Below are 18,305 nucleotides of genomic sequence, written 5' to 3'. Positions count from 1 at the left end.
TTTAGATTTCAGAGTTCAGATTTCAGACGAAATCATCATTCCAAATTCAAGGATTATAAAATTTTTAGAGTCGCATAATCTGACAACCAGTGTCTGATATCTGATATCTTACTCTTCCAATCTTACGTCTAATCCAAGACCTTGTAACTCGTGAAGTAATACGTTAAATGATTCCGGGATACCTGGTTCAGGCATAGATTCACCTTTTGCAATTGCTTCATAAGTTTTTGCTCTACCAATCACGTCATCCGACTTCACAGTTAAGATTTCTCTTAGAATATTTGATGCTCCGAATGCTTCAAGAGCCCAAACCTCCATCTCTCCAAATCTCTGTCCACCGAACTGAGCTTTACCTCCTAACGGCTGCTGAGTAATCAATGAGTAAGGACCAATAGAACGTGCGTGCATCTTATCATCAACCATGTGTCCTAGTTTCAGCATGTAGATAATACCTACAGTAGCCGGCTGAGTAAATCTTTCTCCGGTACCACCATCATAAAGGTGAGTGTTACCAAATTTAGGAAGACCTGCCTTTTCTGTATATTCAGTAATCTGGTCAAGAGTTGCTCCATCAAAGATTGGTGTAGCGAACTTCATTCCTAATTTCTGACCTGCCCATCCAAGAACTGTTTCATAGATCTGACCGATGTTCATACGAGAAGGTACCCCTAGTGGATTCAATACGATATCTACTGGTGTTCCGTCTTCAAGGAATGGCATATCTTCTTCACGAACGATTCTTGAAACGATACCTTTGTTACCGTGACGTCCTGCCATTTTATCCCCTACATTCAGTTTACGTTTCTTAGCGATGTAAACTTTAGCCAATTTCATGATCCCTGCTGGAAGCTCATCTCCGATTGAAATAGCAAATTTCTCACGGTTTTTAACTCCCTGAATGTCGTTAAATTTGATTTTGTAATTGTGAATCAATTGTTTGATCAATTCATTTTTATCAGCGTCTACTGTCCAGTCTGAACCGCTAACGTTTACATAATCTTCAACTGAAGTCAATAATTTGTGAGTGAATTTCACACCTTTACCGATGATTTCTTCGTCAAGGTCATTTTGTACCCCTTGAGAAGTTTTACCGCTTACCAGTGTATTTAATTTTTCAATTAAAGTATTTCTCAACTCGTCAAACTTAGCCTTGTAAGTGTTTTCAATCTCTTCAAGTTTAAGTTTTTCTTCAGTTCTTTTCTTTTTGTCTTTAATGTTTCTTGAGAACAATTTCTTGTTGATCACCACCCCTCTTAATGAAGAGTCAGCTTTTAATGATGCATCTTTTACATCACCAGCTTTATCACCAAAGATTGCTCTAAGAAGTTTTTCTTCAGGAGTCGGATCAGATTCACCTTTTGGAGTAATTTTACCAATCATGATATCTCCAGGCTTCACTTCAGCACCGATTCTGATCATACCGTTCTCGTCAAGATCTTTAGTAGCTTCTTCAGAAACGTTTGGAATATCTGCTGTAAGCTCTTCCATACCTAATTTGGTATCACGAACTTCAAGAGAATATTCATCTACGTGGATTGAAGTAAACCAGTCTTCACGTACAACTTTTTCGTTGATTACAATTGCATCCTCAAAGTTGTATCCTTTCCAAGGCATGAACGCTACCACTAAGTTTCTACCAAGAGCTAATTCTCCTTTTTCAGTAGCATAACCGTCACAAAGTACCTGTCCTTTTTCCACTACATCACCTACTCTTACGTTTGGTCTTAGGGTAATAGTTGTACTCTGGTTAGTTTTTCTAAACTTAGTAAGGTTGTATGTTTTAGTAGCAGACTCAAATTGTACTAAATCTTCGTCTTCACTTCTTTCGTATTTAATAGTGATCTTGTCAGCATCCACATACTCTACAGTACCTGTACCTTCTGCATTGATCAAAATTCTTGAATCTTTCGCAACTTGTTGTTCCAGACCTGTACCTACGATTGGAGCTTGTGGCTTCAATAGAGGAACTGCCTGACGCATCATGTTGGATCCCATCAACGCACGGTTCGCATCATCATGCTCCAGGAATGGAATCAATGAAGCGGAAATACCAGAGATCTGGTTTGGTGCAACGTCGATAAGATTTACCTGAGCTGGCTCAACTACAGGGTAGTCACCATCCAGTCTGGCAATAATTCTGTCTGTTAAGAATTCTCCGCTATCGTTCAATTCAACGTTTGCCTGAGCAATTACTTTATCTTCTTCGTCCTCAGCATTAAGATAAATAGGATCTGCATTAAGATTAATCTTACTGTCTTCTACTTTTCTATATGGAGTTTCGATGAAACCTAGTCTGTTGATTTTCGCATAAATACCTAAAGATGAAATCAAACCGATGTTTGGTCCTTCCGGAGTTTCAATCGGACAAATTCTTCCGTAGTGTGTATGGTGAACGTCACGAACCTCGAAACCTGCTCTTTCTCTTGATAAACCACCAGGCCCTAGTGCAGATAATCTTCTCTTGTGAGTGATCTCTGATAGAGGGTTGGTTTGGTCCATGAACTGAGAAAGCTGGTTGGTACCAAAGAACGAGTTGATTACTGATGTTAATGTCTTAGCATTTACAAGATCAAGTGGAGTAAAGATTTCGTTATCTCTAACGTTCATTCTTTCCTTAATTGTTCTTGCAATTCTTGAAAGACCTACACCGAACTGTCCTGCTAACTGCTCACCAACAGTTTTAATTCTTCTGTTTGATAAGTGGTCAATATCATCAACATCCGTTTTTGAGTTTACTAACTCAATTAAGTGTCTTACAATCGCAATGATATCTTCTTTTGTAAGAACTTCAGTTGTAGTTGGGATGTTTAGACTTAATTTTTTATTCAATCTGTAACGTCCTACTTCACCAAGAGAGTATCTCTGCTCAGAGAAGAATAATTTTTCAATAATTCCTCTTGCTGTTTCCTCATCTGGTGGATCTGCATTTCTTAACTGACGATAGATGTACTCTACTGCTTCTTTCTCAGAGTTAGTAGGGTCTTTCTGTAATGTATTCTGGATGATAGAGAATTCATTGCTGTTTTCTTTGTGGATCAAAATAGATTTCACACCAGCATCCAGGATAAGATCTAAATGTTCTTTTTCAAGAATCGTTTCTCTATCCAAGATGATTTCGTTTCTTTCAATAGAAACTACCTCACCTGTATCTTCGTCTACGAAATCTTCGAACCAAGTGTTCAATACTCTCGCAGCCAATGTTCTCCCTTCCACTTTTTTAAGGGCAGCTTTAGAAACTTTCACTTCTTCAGCAAGGTCGAAGATCTGAAGGATATCCTTATCAGATTCGTAACCGATAGCTCTTAATAAAGTTGTTAATGGTAACTTTTTCTTACGGTCGATATACGCGTACATTACGCTGTTGATATCTGTTGTAAATTCCATCCAAGATCCTTTGAAAGGAATAATTCTTGAATAGTATAGTTTGGTTCCATTCGCGTGGTAAGTCTGTCCGAAGAATACACCAGGTGAACGGTGAAGCTGCGTAACAATAACTCTCTCAGCACCATTGATGATGAAAGATCCACTAGGCGTCATATAAGGAACCGGACCTAAATATACATCCTGAACCACCGTTTGGAAATCTTCGTGTTCCGGGTCAGTACAATATAATTTAAGTCTTGCTTTTAGAGGCACTGAATACGTCAGACCTCTTTCCACACACTCATCAATTGAATAACGTGGAGAATCTACCAGATAGTCAAGGAATTCCAATACGAATTGATTTCTAGAATCGGTAATTGGAAAATTCTCTTGGAAGGTCTTGTAAAGAGCTTCTGTCTTTCTGGCTTCAGGAAGTGTATCAAGCTGGAAAAATTCTCTGAAAGACTCGATTTGGATGTCCAAGAAGTCTGGAGTGATGATTTTTCCTTTCGCTGATGAGAAATTAATTCTCGGATTTCCTTGAGTTGTTGATTTTGTTTTACTCATAAAACTTTTAAGAAAGGGTTAAAAAATATTTTGATTTATTAAAAAATATCAGGAATAGAAGGGAGAAACAGAGAAAAGATCAAAGACTTCAAATGTTTGGCGCTATTAGAAATAGTCTTTATTCTTTTTTCTTTATTCTTACAGTCTTATTCCTAACTGCAACGCTGGTATATCTTTTCACAGCGTAATGCAAAATATTTTTATTACTTTTGAGGCAGTATTACCGCAGTATCTACAAATACGAAATCCCTTTCATGATTTACATTGAAAGAGTTGATTTTTAGTATTTTATAAATTTACAAACAATTTTTAGCGCCAAAAGAGGGGCAAAGATACAAAAAGTTATCCACAATTACAAATAATACGCCTCATTTTGAGGACATTAAAATAAAAAAGCTGCCCATTTCTGAGCAGCCTCCATAAACACTAAGATTTCTTATAATTATTTCACAATAACCTTATAAGATTTTACCGTTGATTTAGTTTCTATCTTAATAATATAAATTCCCATAGGTAATGAAGAGGTATCAATACCTGTACGAAGATTCAATTTATCTGACTTAACTACCTGCCCTTGTGCAGAGTATAAAGTATAAACGCCGTCTTCTGCAGTTGTGATCGAAAGATTTTCTCCAGCTTTTACCGGGTTAGGGTATATTTTAACATCATTGGCAACTTCTGTTACATCTGAAGCCCCGGTAATTTTTGCAGTCTTCATCGATGCATTTTTCAACAGTGAAGCATATGGCGAAAGTGGAGAATCTGGAGCTCCTCTCTTCACAAGGTCTGTATCTACAACAGCCTGGATACCATCTCTGTCTTTGTCATCAATTGTAGAAATGAATCCACCACCCATAGTATCAAGATTTCCTTTTCCAATCTTATACAGGTCAAGATCCGAACCATTGGAAGTCAGGTCCAGGAAGTCAGGTAAACCATCTCCATCCGTATTCTGAATAGGATATTTTAAAGTTCCTGAATCTGGATACGTTTCCAATACATCTGCCAGACCATTGTTTCCTACTGCAACACCACTATCAATAACCCCATTATGATCTGCATCAATCTGATTGATTACTGATGTTGGAATACCTGATTCAAATAAATCCAACACGCCGTCATTGTCAGAATCCAAATCACGATAATTCGGAACACTGTCTCCCAATATAGAAGTAATTAAAATATCACCTTCCATATCATCGTCTTCAAACTTACCGTTAGCATCAAAATCTTCCATTGAGTCAGGAATACCATCATTGTCAGAATCAAAATCACATGCATCAACAATACCGTCACCATCCGTATCCAATGTTGGAGACTTATCATTAACCACTGTACATCCTTCTGCACAATCAGGAATACCATTACCGTTATTATCTATACTGTCATCTCCTCCCGGACATCTATCAAAGCAGTTTGGAACTCCGTCATTATCATCATCTTTACTCGCAAAAGCATTATAGATATAATAGCTCTGAGGAATACGGACAGCCGTTCCGCTATTAAAGGTAATCTTCATACGGTTGAAAGGTTTTGTAGCCTTACCTCCTACATAGAACTTATTGGAGTTTGTCGTGAAGAAGTTTCCACTGATAAGACTTCCTGAACTTGTAAAAGTATTGGTTACTGTATTTCCGTTATATAGGGTTACTGTAATATTTTCAAGTACACTTACCCCCAAAAGATTTCCTGCTTTTTCTACCGTAAATCCGGCCATTGTATTAGCAGGAAGCATTGCATTACTGCTTACCGTTGCAAATGCTGAGAAAATACTTAAAATAGATGCTGCAGGCACTGTTGCTGTTGCATAATTATTAGGATTGGTATCTACAATTGCTTCCGGGCTTGTCATTTTAGCCAGAATAAGACCTAAAAACCCAGGTCCGGATGTCCAGCTTCCTCCTGTTACCAGATTTCCAGGTATTGCGGAGCCACTAGTTTGAATTTTATCATCACATTCACAAGAAATTGGTTCTTCGAATGCATAATATACCTTAAGAGCTCCCAGGTTAAACCCGACAGTCTGAGTAATTTTCAGTCGAACCTCATTGAAAGGTTTGGTGGTCGTAAGTGTTACTTTTTGCTTCCCGGAACCATACCCCAATACTTTGATATTGATCAATCCTCCTCCATCGGATAATTGTCTTGAATCCTGAAGCTGGCCAAATAAATAGGTTTCTACAGTAATATTTTTCAAAAACTCAGCACTCAGCAGCTTACCCTGATCATCAGGCTCTATTACAAATCCGGTTCTGTTTCCCGCAGGGTATACCTGGTTTTTATCCAAAACCCCTACTGAATAAGACCCTAACAATCCTATTGGAAGGACTATTTTCCCGAAAGAGTTTTTATTTCCGTCCCCAATATTTTCTTTATTCTGAACGTAAGAAAGTGGAGCAAGGAAACTGCTGCTTCCGGATATATTTCCGTCAACACCACTTCCCGCAATAATATCATCACAAATACCATTGTTATCTGTCGGTACCTTAGCCGGATCAAATGCAAATGCATAATACACATTCATTGCACTGAATACGGAAAGAACATTTGTCTGATACAATCTTACTTCATCAAATTCTTTTGAAGTTTTAAAGTGTAAGAATATTCTGTTCTTGCTACCCCCAAATGCAGGTACTGATAAAAGTGTACTGTTTGTAGTAGTTTCCTGAACAACACCATTTTTATAGGTACTGATTCTTAACGAGCTTAAAAGATCAATCGTAATAAAGCTTGTTCCAAGGTCTACATTAAAACCAGTAATATATCCTGCCGGATATGATGTATTCTTGTTTTTAACAGATATACCGTTTCCACTCAGTAAAGAAGCGAAATTTCCCATACTTACACTGTTATCCAAACTGGCATCCACCACTGGATTCATGCTTCCATTATAACATGCCAAGCAAATCCCTGAGTTGTTTACAGGTTTTGCTTCAACTCCCATCCCTCGGATAGGTTCATAGCCTTGCTGTGCCAATGCTGCTACAGACAGCACCAGCGTCATAAGCATTACAGCTAATTTCTCTAATAATTTTTTGGTCATTTTTTAATTTTTTAAAGATTTTGTGTTTATTTTTCAATTAATAGAAAGCTTTCCATGCAGTTCCATTGCAGCCTTCGTGTACTTTTGCTGTGGAATTATAGCGGATGGCTCCTTCTTCAGCCGCGGTACAGGATGAAGCAGCACCGGTAATTCCTTTTAACTGGATAGCCGCACCGGAAGCTGTATCAGCAGTAGGAATCATGTTAATCCCAACGATAGCATTGGTGGCATTTCCGATATTAAAAAAGGCATGCGCTTTATTAGCATATACAGATTGTCCTGCCAATGCCTTTCCTGTAAATCCTATAGCCATCGATTGGCCTCCTGAAGCATTATTTGCTGATCCTATGGTAACAGTGTTGGTTGCTGCTGTATTTCCGCCTCCTATAATAATCCCTCCATCATTGGTGTTATTATTTCCAAGTGTTAATCCTGTAATTCCTGTTACTGTATTTCCGTTTCCAAAGACTAAATTATTGGCTCCGGATGCATTATTGGTATTCCCTATTATTTTGGCACCATTATTAGCAGTGTTCGCTAATCCGATAGCTACCGCAGGAAAATTCCCTTGTGCAGAAACGGTATTATCTTTACCTAAAGCGATATTGGACGAAGTACTGTTTGTCAGCGTATTATTGGATCCCCATGTAAAAGAGGCAAATGGCCCTGTGGTAGTATTGGAGTTTCCACCACGTAATGTTCCATTCAAGTCCAGAATTCCTTTGACATTTTTTTGAGTTGCCAATACCAAATTCTGTCCATCACTTGTCCCTAAATAGTTTCCTGTAGAAATATCTGTTCCCAAACCAGCCGTAGTAGGCGTCGTTCCTGCATTTCCAACGGTACGCCAATCTGCACCTAAGTTCCCCCATTTTGTCCCATCGAAATAATAATAACCAGGTGATACAACGGCCGCGGTCTGTCCGGCAGGTACAGCTTCAACAACTGTGACATATACAATAGCCCCGGTTTGGGCTGCCGTATAATTTTTGGCACTTAGCTGCGCTCCTGTAAGCCTTGGAGCAATGACACCATCTAGTTTATTGGTATTGGATGGAAAACCCACCACATCAAGTGTAGCTTGAGGCCCACCTGTATTAATCCCTACTTGGGCAGATAAATAAAATCCTGCCGATAAGAGTGCTAGTGTTAATAATTTGCTTTTCATTCTTTGTTGATCTTTGTTGTTTTTTTGTGTTCGTTTTTATATAAAGGCATTTCTTCAGCTCTCTCATTTAAAATTGTAAATGAAACAGCTTTATAATTCCCATGGGGATCGTAAAAATTGTTATGAAATATTATCGTAGAGAAGGAAGGATCAGTTTATCGGGGATCTTAATAATAAACTTAAAACCGTCGACCAGCTTAAAAGAGTTGATGTAAAACCTTTTAATCTTTTCAAATACAGTCACCGTACTTCCATAATATTCTACCTCTTGTATCCTTGTCTTCCAGACGGAAACAATCTCAAACCCTTTTATGGCACAAGATATAAAATCGTTATCCTTAGGAAGGCGAAGATAATGTCGTAAAGTATGATGATTGCCCTTACAATTCTCAGCTTGCAGGATATTAGTAACCCTTATCGGTTCCTGTGAAATTTTATTGATTATATGCGAGTGTAAATCCGTATTATTTACACCTGTACAATGCAGCAATTCAGATTTGTCTACCGCGGTAGATATAATAAACCCTGCGTTCAGTTTTCCGATAGTCGATAATAACAAAAGAAATGCTATATGACTATACGAAAGAAAATAATTTCGATCCAATAGTGTTGTGTTTTTTTTCTGATGCAAATATAGTATTTTTTCAATAAAAACAATGTTTTAATGATAAAATTATACAAAAAATAACAATAATTAAAGAATAATATTAATACATTATGTTAATTAATGTGAAATTAATAATAATAAATTAATATTATGAAATTTAAGTCAACAAAACCTCCATACGCTTGTAAACAAAGTGACAAACTGATGATTATCAGATAACAAAAAAAGCCCGGGCAAATGCCCGGGCTTCTATATTTAGAATATAATTGAAATTATTTCAATTCTACTTCAGCACCAGCTTCTTCTAATTGCTTCTTAAGAGCTTCAGCTTCGTCTTTAGAAACTCCTTGCTTAATTGCAGCTGGAGCACCGTCTACGATATCTTTAGCTTCTTTAAGACCAGCACCAGTTAAATCTTTTACCAATTTAACGATAGCTAATTTAGAAGCACCTGCAGACTTAAGAATTACGTCGAATTCAGTTTTTTCTTCAGCAGCTTCTCCACCACCTGCAGCAACTACTACAGCAGCAGCAGCTGGCTCAATTCCGTACTCATCCTTAAGGATAGTAGCTAATTCATTTACGTCTTTTACTGTTAAGTTTACTAGCGTTTCAGCTAAATTTTTTAAATCTGACATTGTTGTAATGTTTTTGTTGATTATTTATTTAATTTTTTGAGTATAATTATTCAGCACTTGTTTCTTCAGTGCTTTCTGCAGCAGCATCTGGAGCTTCAGCAGGAGTTTCTTCTACAGCCGGAGCAGCTTCTTCAGCTTTAGCTTCTACTGTTTCAGATTTGTTTTGAAGAGCAGAAACAACTCTTTGAATTGGAGATTGAAGTAATCCGATGATTTCTCCGATCATTTCTTCTCTAGACTTGATGTTAGCAAGTGAAGTTAAGTTTTCGTCTCCAACATAGAAAGTTTCCTGAAGGTAAGCAGACTTTAAAGCAGGCTTATCTTCTTTTTTTCTGAACCCTTGGATTAATTTTGCAGGAGCATTCGCAGTATCAGCAATCATGATTGCAGAGTTACCTTTGAATGTTGGGAACATTTCAGAGAAATCTACCCCGTCAATTTGCTCCATTGCTTTTTGTAAAAGTGTATTTTTTACTACTTTTACTTTGATATTTTGTTTGAAAGCCTGTCTTCTGAAGTCTGAAGACTTAGCAGCGTTCAATCCTTCTAGATCTGCTACGTATACTACTTTTGCATCCTGAAGCAAGTCTTTGATCTCTTGTATTGCTACAACTTTTTGGTCTTTTGTCATCGTCTTAAGGATTTAATATTAGTTAACAGATTTTGTATCAATTGCAATACCTGGGCTCATTGTAGAAGACAAGTAGATGCTTTTCACATAAGTTCCTTTAGCAGCCGTAGGCTTCATTTTAACTAATGTTTGGATTAGTTCCTGAGCATTTTCTTTGATCTTAGCAGCATCAAAAGATACTTTACCAATACCAGCATGGATAATACCATACTTATCTACTTTGAAATCAATTTTACCAGCTTTCACTTCAGTTACTGCTTTACCAATTTCCATAGTTACAGTTCCTGATTTAGGGTTAGGCATCAAACCTCTTGGACCTAATACTCTACCTAATGGACCTAATTTACCCATAACAGCTGGCATAGTAACGATAACGTCAACATCAGTCCAACCATCTTTTATTTTTTGTAAATATTCGTCAAGACCTACATAATCAGCTCCAGCTTCTTTAGCTTCAGCTTCTTTATCTGGTGTTACAAGAGCTAATACTTTAACATCTTTACCAGTTCCGTGAGGAAGAGATACTACACCTCTTACCATTTGGTTTGCTTTTCTTGGATCTACACCCAATCTTACAGCGATATCTACAGAAGCATCAAACTTTGTAGTGTTTACTTCCTTTACAAGAGCCGAACCTTCTTCAAGGTTATAGATTCTACCTTTCTCTACTTTGCTTAAAGCCTCTTTTTGCTTTTTTGTTAATTTTGCCATTTCAATAAGTTTTAAGCGTTAGCTGGTTTAGTTCCTGTTACTTTTAATCCCATAGATCTAGCAGTACCAGCTACCATAGAAAGTGCAGAGTCCATTGTAAAGCAGTTAAGATCTGCCATTTTATCTTCAGCGATTTTCTTTACCTGATCCCAAGATACAGAACCTACTTTGTTTCTGTTTGGTTCACCGGAACCTCCTTTGATCTTAGCTGCATCCATTAACTGGATCGCTGCAGGTGGAGTTTTAATTACGAATTCAAAAGATTTGTCTTCGTATACTGTAATTACTACAGGTAAAACTTGCCCTGGCTTGTCTTGGGTTCTTCCGTTAAATTGCTTACAAAACTCCATGATGTTCACACCTGCAGAACCCAATGCTGGACCTACTGGTGGAGAAGGGTTAGCTGCGCCACCTTTCACCTGAAGCTTTACCATTTTAAAGACTTTCTTAGCCATTTTAATTTTTTTTAGTTTGAATAATTAATGAGTTTGGAAGCATTTATTATTCAGTAGGTTATGCACTCACATAACAATAAACCTACTTTTCGGATTGCAAAAGTATAAAATATTTTTGAAACTACAAACGGATATTGCCTATTTTTAAAAAGTTTTCAGAAATTAATTGATATATAGAAGTTCAGATTATCAGTTCATTCCACTTTTTTAAGGCTATCTTCAGGATATAATTTGTATTGGGGAAACCAAAAACAAATTCATTCATTTTAAAATAAAAATGGGGCACCCATTTTTCTTATCTGTTATGCTAAGAAATTTTATTTTCTGATCAATTTTATACCTGTTTCTTTATTTTATCTTTATCATTTACATTGCTCTTCAAAATCTCACCTCTATTCCATCTTGTCTTATATCCCAACCACAGGAGGTTCTTTAAGTCTGTTTCAGATGGTATAAGGTTAGGCTCTGGTATTAATAAAAAAGACCGCTATAAGCAGTCTTTTTTATCTATAATATTATCAATTAGAAACCGGATGGTTTACTGATTGTTTGTGTAGAGCCGTCTGTTCCTCCAAGATTGGCATTCACATCAGTGATATTCTGTTTTGTGATCAATCTTCTATAAGCCATCAGATAAAGGTCTACCGTAAAATTATTGTAGGTTCTTGACGGAGTGGAAGTATTGGTTGCAATAATTCTGCTATCTGAAAACTTCGCTTTTATATGCCATGTCCCATTACTTTTGAATGCTGTCACATCCGGTGAGCCCTGCTTATTATCATTGATCCCGTTATCACCATAATCAAGCATTACATTGGTAGTTCCATCATTAAGCTTAAATGAATAGTTATGAAGGATAACCAGAAAATTATTAGCATCTATTTTTGTGTCATAATCTGCAATTCCGGTACCAGATACTCCTGTAAGGGTAAGTTTTAGATAATTGAATAATCCGCTGCTTTCCAGATTCGGATCATACAGCTGAAGAGCATTTTCAGAAGTCGCCAAAAAACTACCTCCTGTCATTGTAGGTTCTCCCGGATTTCTAAGGTATAAAGAGTTGGTATATGTTTTCCCGTTGACATCAAGGGTTTCCGTGGGTTTATCTGTTTTGATACCTACTTTACCAGTCTGTGCATTTAAAAATATTCCCAGACCCATTATAATCGTAATATAAATTTTTCTTATCATATCTTTTATTGAAGCCCTAAAGGCGTATTAGTTGAAACTCCCGAATAAGCTGGTGATGATGAAGCTGAAACTGAACCGTTGAAAGTTCCCCAGTCTTTAACCAATGATTTCTCAAAAACATTAAGAGTAAGAGACCATGTTCCGTTAACCGAAGAAACAGTACTGGCACCTTTAAAACTTAAATTTATTGCGTGAAATTTCTTTCCGGCTTTTACAATCTGGCTTACTTCTGTAGAATAAGAGCCGTAAGATTTCGGATTAGTAGAAGTGTTGGCTGCTGATACGGCACCCGTAAAAACAGCTCCTGTAATGGCAACAACATATTTATCGGCATCTAAACCTGTATTCAGGTTAACGACTTCATCCTGTTTCACATTTTTCAGAACAACATTATACATATTAACAGGTGCTACGTTACGCAGCGTAATATCCAGCAGTTTTACTTTACCTACAGGTGAAGTGTCTTTTGAACGGGTAAGAAGAAGATAATTTCCTCTTGCCGTTGCATTTTCAGTATCTACCAAATAAGATTCAACTAATGTTTCACCTTCTACATCTAAAGTTCCTTTAGGATTAGCAGTATTGATACCAACCTGAGCATTCATACTCAAAGCGGCAAAAGCTACAAAGATTATTGTGGTAATTTTTTTCATTATCTATGTTTTTATTGAATTAATGGTGCTGCTGCTGCACCGGTAGTAGAAGCTTTAAGATCTTGGGTAGTATTGAATTCCTTAGCATATGATCTGTCATACACCAATAAATTGAGAGTCCATTCTCCTGTAGACAATGATGAATCAGGAGAAAATCCCTGATAATCTGCTTTCAGTTTCCAGGTTCCTCCCGAAGAATATGCAAAAATCTGAGGTACCGGAGTCAACCAATCTGCAGAATAAGTTCTGGTAGGTTGGGTAAATCCAAAAGAAGAAATGACAACAAGGAATTTCTTAGAATTGATCTTAGTATCAAATTGATTAACCCAGTCTTTATCTGAAGGGTCACATGTGATTTTAAACTGGATAATATTAATGGGTGCCGGGGAATTGGGAACAAAAGAATCATTATAGGCTGTAATTTTGTTTTCCGGAGCTGGAGATTTGATGACAAAAGTATAGTTTTCGTCTGCACCCAGCTTTTCCATTGGTTTTTTGAAGACCATCCCTGATGTTTTCATGGTCCCGTTAACGGTAAGTTCCTTTTCCGGTGTTGCAGTATTGATACCAACCTGCGCGTTTGCAAACGCGACAGCACCCGTTAAAAGGAGCATCGAAGTTAATTTAATCATTGAATTATGTGTGTTTATTGTAGAAGTCGCCTCTTCATGTTGAAATTCCCAATTTTTGATCTCCGATATAGACACAAAAGTTTAATACTTCTGCTGAACAGTGTATCAAATAAGAAAAATATAAAGTTTTATGGATTAGTTGGTTGATTGGTTACAATAAGTATGCCATATAAGGGAAAATAATGAATATGAAATCATTGATAACATCAATCAAAGTAATCTTTATCGTATGAAGGTGATCATTCCAATAATGGCAAAGCTCTCTATAGAAACATTGACAAAAGAATGATAATATAGGGATATATTAATACGAACTTAAGTACACATAAGTAATCAGAAAATCCAGGAAGCAGTACAGAATAGAAATTTATTTCTTGATACAAGAGTAAACAAAAAAAAGACCGCTTTACAGCAGCCTTTTTTATATTATATAAGTAATTATTATACTTTTTCTACTTGCATATAGCTAAGCTCCATTGGAGTTTTTCTACCGAAGATCAGTACAGAAACTTCAATTTTCTTTTTATCTTCAAGAATTTTTTCAACAGTACCGTTGAATCCATTGAAAGGGCCATCGATTACTTTTACATTCTCTCCTACGATATATGGAATTTCCACATCGCTGGCAAATTCTGATAGCTCATCCATTCTTCCAAGCATTCTGTTTACTTCAGACTTTCTCATTGGAACTGGATCTCCTCCTTTTGTTAAACTCAAGAAAGATATTACTCCGGGAATGTTTTTGATAACATGGGGAATCTCTCCCATTAACTCAGCTTCAATCATTAAGTAACCAGGATAGTAAGGTCTTTCTTTAGGAACTTTTTTACCGTTTCTAATTTGAATAACCTTTTCCATAGGAATAACCACTTGAGTAACGTACTGCTCAAACCCTAAACGTTTGATTTCTGTCTCAATATAGTTTTTCACTTTATTTTCCTGTCCGCTGATTGCTTTCAGCACATACCATTTCAATTCGCTCATTATGGAAAATACTTTTAATTAATTGAACAAGTTGATTAGTATTCCGATGATGTTGCTGATTGCTTTTGAAAACAATTCATCAACTCCAAAGGTAAACAATGCCAGAATAACTGTCGCAATAGTCACTACAATAGTAGAAGACTGAAGGTCAGCCCATTTTGGCCATTCAACTTTATGTCTGAATTCGTTATAAGAACCTTTTAAAAAATCGACAAATGAACTCATAATTTATATTTGCACGGGCACAAGGATTCGAACCCTGATCAACGGTTTTGGAGACCGGTATCCTACCATTGGACGATGCCCGTAGATAAAAAGCTCCGCAAGAGATTCCTTGCGGAAGCTTTATTTATTTTAAGATATTAATCTAAGATTTCAGTAACCTGACCAGATCCAACTGTTCTACCTCCTTCTCTGATCGCAAATCTAAGACCTACGTTAAGAGCGATTGGCTGTAACAATTCTACAGTGATCTCTAAGTTATCTCCTGGCATTACCATTTCTACACCTTCTGGTAAGAAGATTTCACCTGTAACGTCAGTAGTTCTTACGTAGAACTGAGGACGGTACTTGTTGTGGAATGGAGTGTGACGTCCACCTTCTTCTTTAGAAAGGATATAAACAGAAGCCTTGAATTTTTTGTGTGGCTTAACTGAATCTTTCTTAGCGATAACCATACCTCTCTTGATGTCAGTTTTTTCAATACCTCTCAACAATAGACCTACGTTATCTCCAGCTTCACCTCTATCTAGGATCTTTCTGAACATCTCAACTCCTGTAATAGTAGAAGTTAATTTCTCATCACCCATACCAACGATATCAACTGGATCTCCAGTGTTGATAACACCAGCCTCGATTCTACCAGTTGCTACAGTACCTCTACCTGTAATAGAGAATACGTCTTCGATTGGCATCAAGAATGGCTTTTCAGTATCTCTTGGTGGTTGCTCGATCCAAGTATCAACAGCATCCATCAATTCTTCAACGCTCTTGAACCACTTATCTTCTGTGTTAGCAGGAGATGCAGTAGCTGCTGTAAGAGCTCCTAATGCAGAACCTTGAATTACTGGAGAGTTATCTCCGTCGAATTCGTAAGTAGACAATAAGTCTCTAAGTTCCATTTCAACAAGCTCTAATAACTCAGGGTCATCTACCATGTCAACTTTGTTCATGAAAACAACGATTCTTGGTACGTTTACCTGACGGCAAAGTAGGATATGTTCTCTAGTCTGAGGCATTGGACCGTCAGTTGCAGCACATACTACGATAGCCCCATCCATTTGAGCAGCACCAGTTACCATGTTCTTAACATAGTCGGCGTGACCTGGACAGTCAACGTGAGCATAGTGTCTTTTTTCAGTTTCGTATTCGATGTGAGCAGTATTGATAGTAATACCTCTTTCTTTTTCTTCTGGAGCAGAGTCAATTGCAGAGAAGTCTTTTTTCTCAGCAAGACCTTTGCTAGCTAATACAGCAGAAATAGCAGCTGTAAGAGTTGTTTTACCATGGTCAACGTGACCAATAGTACCAATGTTCAAGTGTGGTTTGTTACGATTAAACGTTTCCTTTGCCATGATTGTAAAATTATTTATTTATTGTTTTTCAAATTTTCGGTGTGCAAATATAATGAATTTTTAAATACCAAAACCTTTTTATTGAAAAAAGTTTCAATATTCAAATCCAATGAAGTACAAACCTTATATTTCAATGTATTGAGACTGCAAATTTACACAATTTTCTGAATTGAAAAAAACTTTAAGAAACCTTTTCCGAAAAACCCTGAAACCCAATATATAAAAGAATAAAATTTGTTATTTCAATCTTTAGTATTGTTCTATAATCATCATTAAATCCCTGTGTATTTATCATTTGACATCCAATTTCCTCAACGACCGTATAAATAAGTATAAAGCCAGCAGAAAAGCTCCTCCCATCATGATCAGCGATGTAGAATTCTGGCCAAAAGCAATAAAAGAGAAAAATTCATTACAAATAAAGCCGATGGTATTGATATCGAAGAAGCCAAGAATTAATAAATACAGAACGATCAGTGCAAGTGCAATCAATCGATAATTCGGGTTAAATATATGGGTAAGTATTTTTTTCACTTTACTTCTAAAACCTACAGGAAGCAAATAAGCAGGAATGAAAAGAGTATACAAACCTATTGAATACATAAATGAGATATTCAGCATCAGAAGTACATTCAGATGAAAAAAGACGGTTATCAAAAGCATAAACCTGAAAAACTTCGGATAAAGAAAGGCTATTATAAAAACTGTTTCAAAAAAGACAGTAAAATAATCCAGAAATTCCCAAAATATCTTAGAATTTATTCCGTCATAGAAATCTGAAAGAAAATCATTCCAACCTATAATATATCTGTACTGGCTAAAAAAGATCTGTGTATATTGGGTATCCATACTTAGCCATCCTCCTAAAATTTTAGAAAATCCGGCGGTAAACATTCCGAAACTAAAAATAAGGCTTATCATAAATAGAGGCCACGACTTGGCCGGTCCATCAGTTTCTTTTACAGGTTCCGGAAAAAAACTGTAGGTTCTGTTCCATGGAGAAAATGCCATGATTAAAATTGGCAGGGTATAAACGAAATCATGATTTACTTTTCCAAAAGAATAGGCATAATTACTGGTCAATACATAGATCACCATATAAAGTATGGCAAATATCCTCGGCTTGTAGCCTATCATGATCAACAACAATCCGAGATACATTATATATCTGCATAGCACAAAAAAGGTTCCTGAGGGAATGAAATCTATAAAAGACAGTATGCTGATCGGCGGATGCATTGCACTGTTAGGAATAGAATGAATCCAGCTGTTATCTGACACTCCTGTCCATAATAGGAACATAGAGAAAAATATTCGGTAAAAAGCCAGAAACTCATAGCTTGGATGGTAACTGGTAAAGGGAAGTTCTTTTAGTTTATTCATCATCGTTAATTTAAAATCGGAAACTCAGTACAGTATCCCGGATCGCTGTATCATTCATTTTTCTTGTTGTGATATCGAAATCTTTAGTTTCATTGACCACTTCTATTCCAGTTACTTCTTTATCCGGAAACCTTTCTCTTAATTTTTCTACGATGAATTTTTTGCTTTCGTTTAAATCTACTTTTTTAATATTCCGGTTAAGAATAGATTTTTTCAACAGGTAAAGTTCCTTTTTATAGAGAGGCAAGCTGTTTATCCGGCTATCCAAAACCGGATATTTCTTAGGAAAAAGTAAATTTTGGATCAGGGTGATCTGTATCGTTCTTGGTATTCGGTCTCCCAAATAATCATTTTTGGTTAAAATACTATCAGCCCCGTCTTTAAAAAAGACATGGGAAGTTGTTTTCGTAAATTTAATATACTTTCCATCTTTTATAGGATATGAAGAAAATCCCGGAAAATTAAAGGATGGATAAGTTTCTTCAATATTTATTTTAAAAATCAGCTGCAAAGGCAGCAGGATGATTAAAAATCCAAATAGAAAGAGAACCGATTTCTTGTAGTGTTTCATATTGTGTTTTAACATTTGTAAATTAAGACATATTATAAGCTTTTATAAGCCTAAGTTTTGAGAATAAGGAGAACTTTTCTACAAATGTCGTAAAGATGGGGAACCCATTATTTTTGCAGCTATCATTTGTTTAT

16 protein-coding genes and 1 tRNA gene are annotated in these 18,305 nt (G+C 36.5%); all 17 read right to left on the bottom strand.

Annotated features, from left to right (window positions below):
- Positions 1-108 precede the first annotated feature (108 nt).
- Complete coding sequence (rpoB, locus tag DRF57_RS01105; RefSeq protein WP_047493594.1) at positions 109-3,930, bottom strand: DNA-directed RNA polymerase subunit beta; 3,822 nt, start codon at positions 3,928-3,930, stop codon at positions 109-111.
- 442 nt (positions 3,931-4,372) lie between these two features.
- Entirely contained in the window at positions 4,373-6,973 is a 2,601-nt protein-coding gene (locus DRF57_RS01100) for a T9SS type A sorting domain-containing protein (RefSeq protein WP_115916410.1), read from the bottom strand.
- A gap of 37 nt (positions 6,974-7,010) precedes the next feature.
- Positions 7,011-8,141, bottom strand: a complete 1,131-nt coding sequence (locus tag DRF57_RS01095; protein ID WP_115916408.1) for a hypothetical protein — start codon at positions 8,139-8,141, stop codon at positions 7,011-7,013.
- A 130-nt stretch (positions 8,142-8,271) separates the two neighbouring features.
- Positions 8,272-8,700 carry a hypothetical protein gene (locus DRF57_RS01090; RefSeq protein ID WP_123863265.1) on the bottom strand — a complete coding sequence of 143 codons (429 nt, stop codon included), beginning with the start codon at positions 8,698-8,700 and terminating at the stop codon, positions 8,272-8,274.
- A gap of 320 nt (positions 8,701-9,020) precedes the next feature.
- Positions 9,021-9,386 carry a 50S ribosomal protein L7/L12 gene (rplL, locus tag DRF57_RS01085; RefSeq protein WP_047493581.1) on the bottom strand — a complete coding sequence of 122 codons (366 nt, stop codon included), beginning with the start codon at positions 9,384-9,386 and terminating at the stop codon, positions 9,021-9,023.
- Between the two features lie 46 nt (positions 9,387-9,432).
- Positions 9,433-10,017, bottom strand: coding sequence for a 50S ribosomal protein L10 (gene rplJ, locus DRF57_RS01080; protein WP_115916404.1), 585 nt, complete (start codon positions 10,015-10,017; stop codon positions 9,433-9,435).
- 18 nt (positions 10,018-10,035) lie between these two features.
- On the bottom strand, positions 10,036-10,728 hold the full coding sequence (rplA, locus tag DRF57_RS01075) for a 50S ribosomal protein L1 (RefSeq protein WP_047493574.1): 693 nt from the start codon (positions 10,726-10,728) through the stop codon (positions 10,036-10,038).
- 11 nt (positions 10,729-10,739) lie between these two features.
- Complete coding sequence (gene rplK, locus DRF57_RS01070) at positions 10,740-11,183, bottom strand: 50S ribosomal protein L11 (RefSeq protein ID WP_047493571.1); 444 nt, start codon at positions 11,181-11,183, stop codon at positions 10,740-10,742.
- Between the two features lie 522 nt (positions 11,184-11,705).
- On the bottom strand, positions 11,706-12,374 hold the full coding sequence (locus DRF57_RS01065; protein WP_084085676.1) for a hypothetical protein: 669 nt from the start codon (positions 12,372-12,374) through the stop codon (positions 11,706-11,708).
- 5 nt (positions 12,375-12,379) lie between these two features.
- Positions 12,380-13,027: a hypothetical protein gene (locus DRF57_RS01060; RefSeq protein ID WP_115916401.1), complete on the bottom strand. Its 648-nt coding sequence runs from the start codon at positions 13,025-13,027 to the stop codon at positions 12,380-12,382.
- A gap of 11 nt (positions 13,028-13,038) precedes the next feature.
- A complete protein-coding gene (locus tag DRF57_RS01055; protein ID WP_115916399.1) occupies positions 13,039-13,659 on the bottom strand; it encodes a hypothetical protein in 621 nt (206 codons plus the stop codon).
- A gap of 441 nt (positions 13,660-14,100) precedes the next feature.
- A complete protein-coding gene (gene nusG, locus DRF57_RS01050) occupies positions 14,101-14,643 on the bottom strand; it encodes a transcription termination/antitermination protein NusG (protein WP_039369546.1) in 543 nt (180 codons plus the stop codon).
- An 18-nt stretch (positions 14,644-14,661) separates the two neighbouring features.
- The gene (gene secE, locus DRF57_RS01045) at positions 14,662-14,868 is read right to left on the bottom strand and encodes a preprotein translocase subunit SecE (protein ID WP_047493559.1); all 207 of its coding nucleotides are present in this window, start codon (positions 14,866-14,868) and stop codon (positions 14,662-14,664) included.
- Between the two features lie 12 nt (positions 14,869-14,880).
- Positions 14,881-14,951: transfer RNA gene (locus DRF57_RS01040), tRNA-Trp, on the bottom strand.
- A gap of 54 nt (positions 14,952-15,005) precedes the next feature.
- On the bottom strand, positions 15,006-16,217 hold the full coding sequence (gene tuf / locus DRF57_RS01035; protein ID WP_034687396.1) for an elongation factor Tu: 1,212 nt from the start codon (positions 16,215-16,217) through the stop codon (positions 15,006-15,008).
- A 291-nt stretch (positions 16,218-16,508) separates the two neighbouring features.
- Positions 16,509-17,600: an HTTM domain-containing protein gene (locus DRF57_RS01030; protein WP_157969865.1), complete on the bottom strand. Its 1,092-nt coding sequence runs from the start codon at positions 17,598-17,600 to the stop codon at positions 16,509-16,511.
- Between the two features lie 10 nt (positions 17,601-17,610).
- Positions 17,611-18,171, bottom strand: coding sequence for a hypothetical protein (locus DRF57_RS01025; protein WP_115916395.1), 561 nt, complete (start codon positions 18,169-18,171; stop codon positions 17,611-17,613).
- Between the last annotated feature and the right edge of the window lie 134 nt (positions 18,172-18,305).

It is taken from the genome of Chryseobacterium rhizosphaerae, from assembly GCF_003385455.1.
Taxonomy (GTDB): domain Bacteria; phylum Bacteroidota; class Bacteroidia; order Flavobacteriales; family Weeksellaceae; genus Chryseobacterium; species Chryseobacterium rhizosphaerae.
The sequence above is the reverse complement of the archived record's forward strand: the minus strand, read 5'-3'. Positions and strand labels throughout refer to the sequence as shown.

Bases quoted from the DNA above. Each gene is read 5' to 3' on its own strand.
- rpoB (WP_047493594.1), bottom strand. From the start codon at position 3,930: ATGAGTAAAACAAAATCAACAACTCAAGGAAATCCGAGAATTAATTTC.
- DRF57_RS01100 (WP_115916410.1), bottom strand. From the start codon at position 6,973: ATGACCAAAAAATTATTAGAGAAATTAGCTGTAATGCTTATGACGCTG.
- DRF57_RS01095 (WP_115916408.1), bottom strand. From the start codon at position 8,141: ATGAAAAGCAAATTATTAACACTAGCACTCTTATCGGCAGGATTTTAT.
- rplL (WP_047493581.1), bottom strand. From the start codon at position 9,386: ATGTCAGATTTAAAAAATTTAGCTGAAACGCTAGTAAACTTAACAGTA.
- rplJ (WP_115916404.1), bottom strand. From the start codon at position 10,017: ATGACAAAAGACCAAAAAGTTGTAGCAATACAAGAGATCAAAGACTTG.
- rplA (WP_047493574.1), bottom strand. From the start codon at position 10,728: ATGGCAAAATTAACAAAAAAGCAAAAAGAGGCTTTAAGCAAAGTAGAG.
- rplK (WP_047493571.1), bottom strand. From the start codon at position 11,183: ATGGCTAAGAAAGTCTTTAAAATGGTAAAGCTTCAGGTGAAAGGTGGC.
- DRF57_RS01065 (WP_084085676.1), bottom strand. From the start codon at position 12,374: ATGATAAGAAAAATTTATATTACGATTATAATGGGTCTGGGAATATTT.
- DRF57_RS01060 (WP_115916401.1), bottom strand. From the start codon at position 13,027: ATGAAAAAAATTACCACAATAATCTTTGTAGCTTTTGCCGCTTTGAGT.
- DRF57_RS01055 (WP_115916399.1), bottom strand. From the start codon at position 13,659: ATGATTAAATTAACTTCGATGCTCCTTTTAACGGGTGCTGTCGCGTTT.
- nusG (WP_039369546.1), bottom strand. From the start codon at position 14,643: ATGAGCGAATTGAAATGGTATGTGCTGAAAGCAATCAGCGGACAGGAA.
- secE (WP_047493559.1), bottom strand. From the start codon at position 14,868: ATGAGTTCATTTGTCGATTTTTTAAAAGGTTCTTATAACGAATTCAGA.
- tuf (WP_034687396.1), bottom strand. From the start codon at position 16,217: ATGGCAAAGGAAACGTTTAATCGTAACAAACCACACTTGAACATTGGT.
- DRF57_RS01030 (WP_157969865.1), bottom strand. From the start codon at position 17,600: ATGAATAAACTAAAAGAACTTCCCTTTACCAGTTACCATCCAAGCTAT.
- DRF57_RS01025 (WP_115916395.1), bottom strand. From the start codon at position 18,171: ATGAAACACTACAAGAAATCGGTTCTCTTTCTATTTGGATTTTTAATC.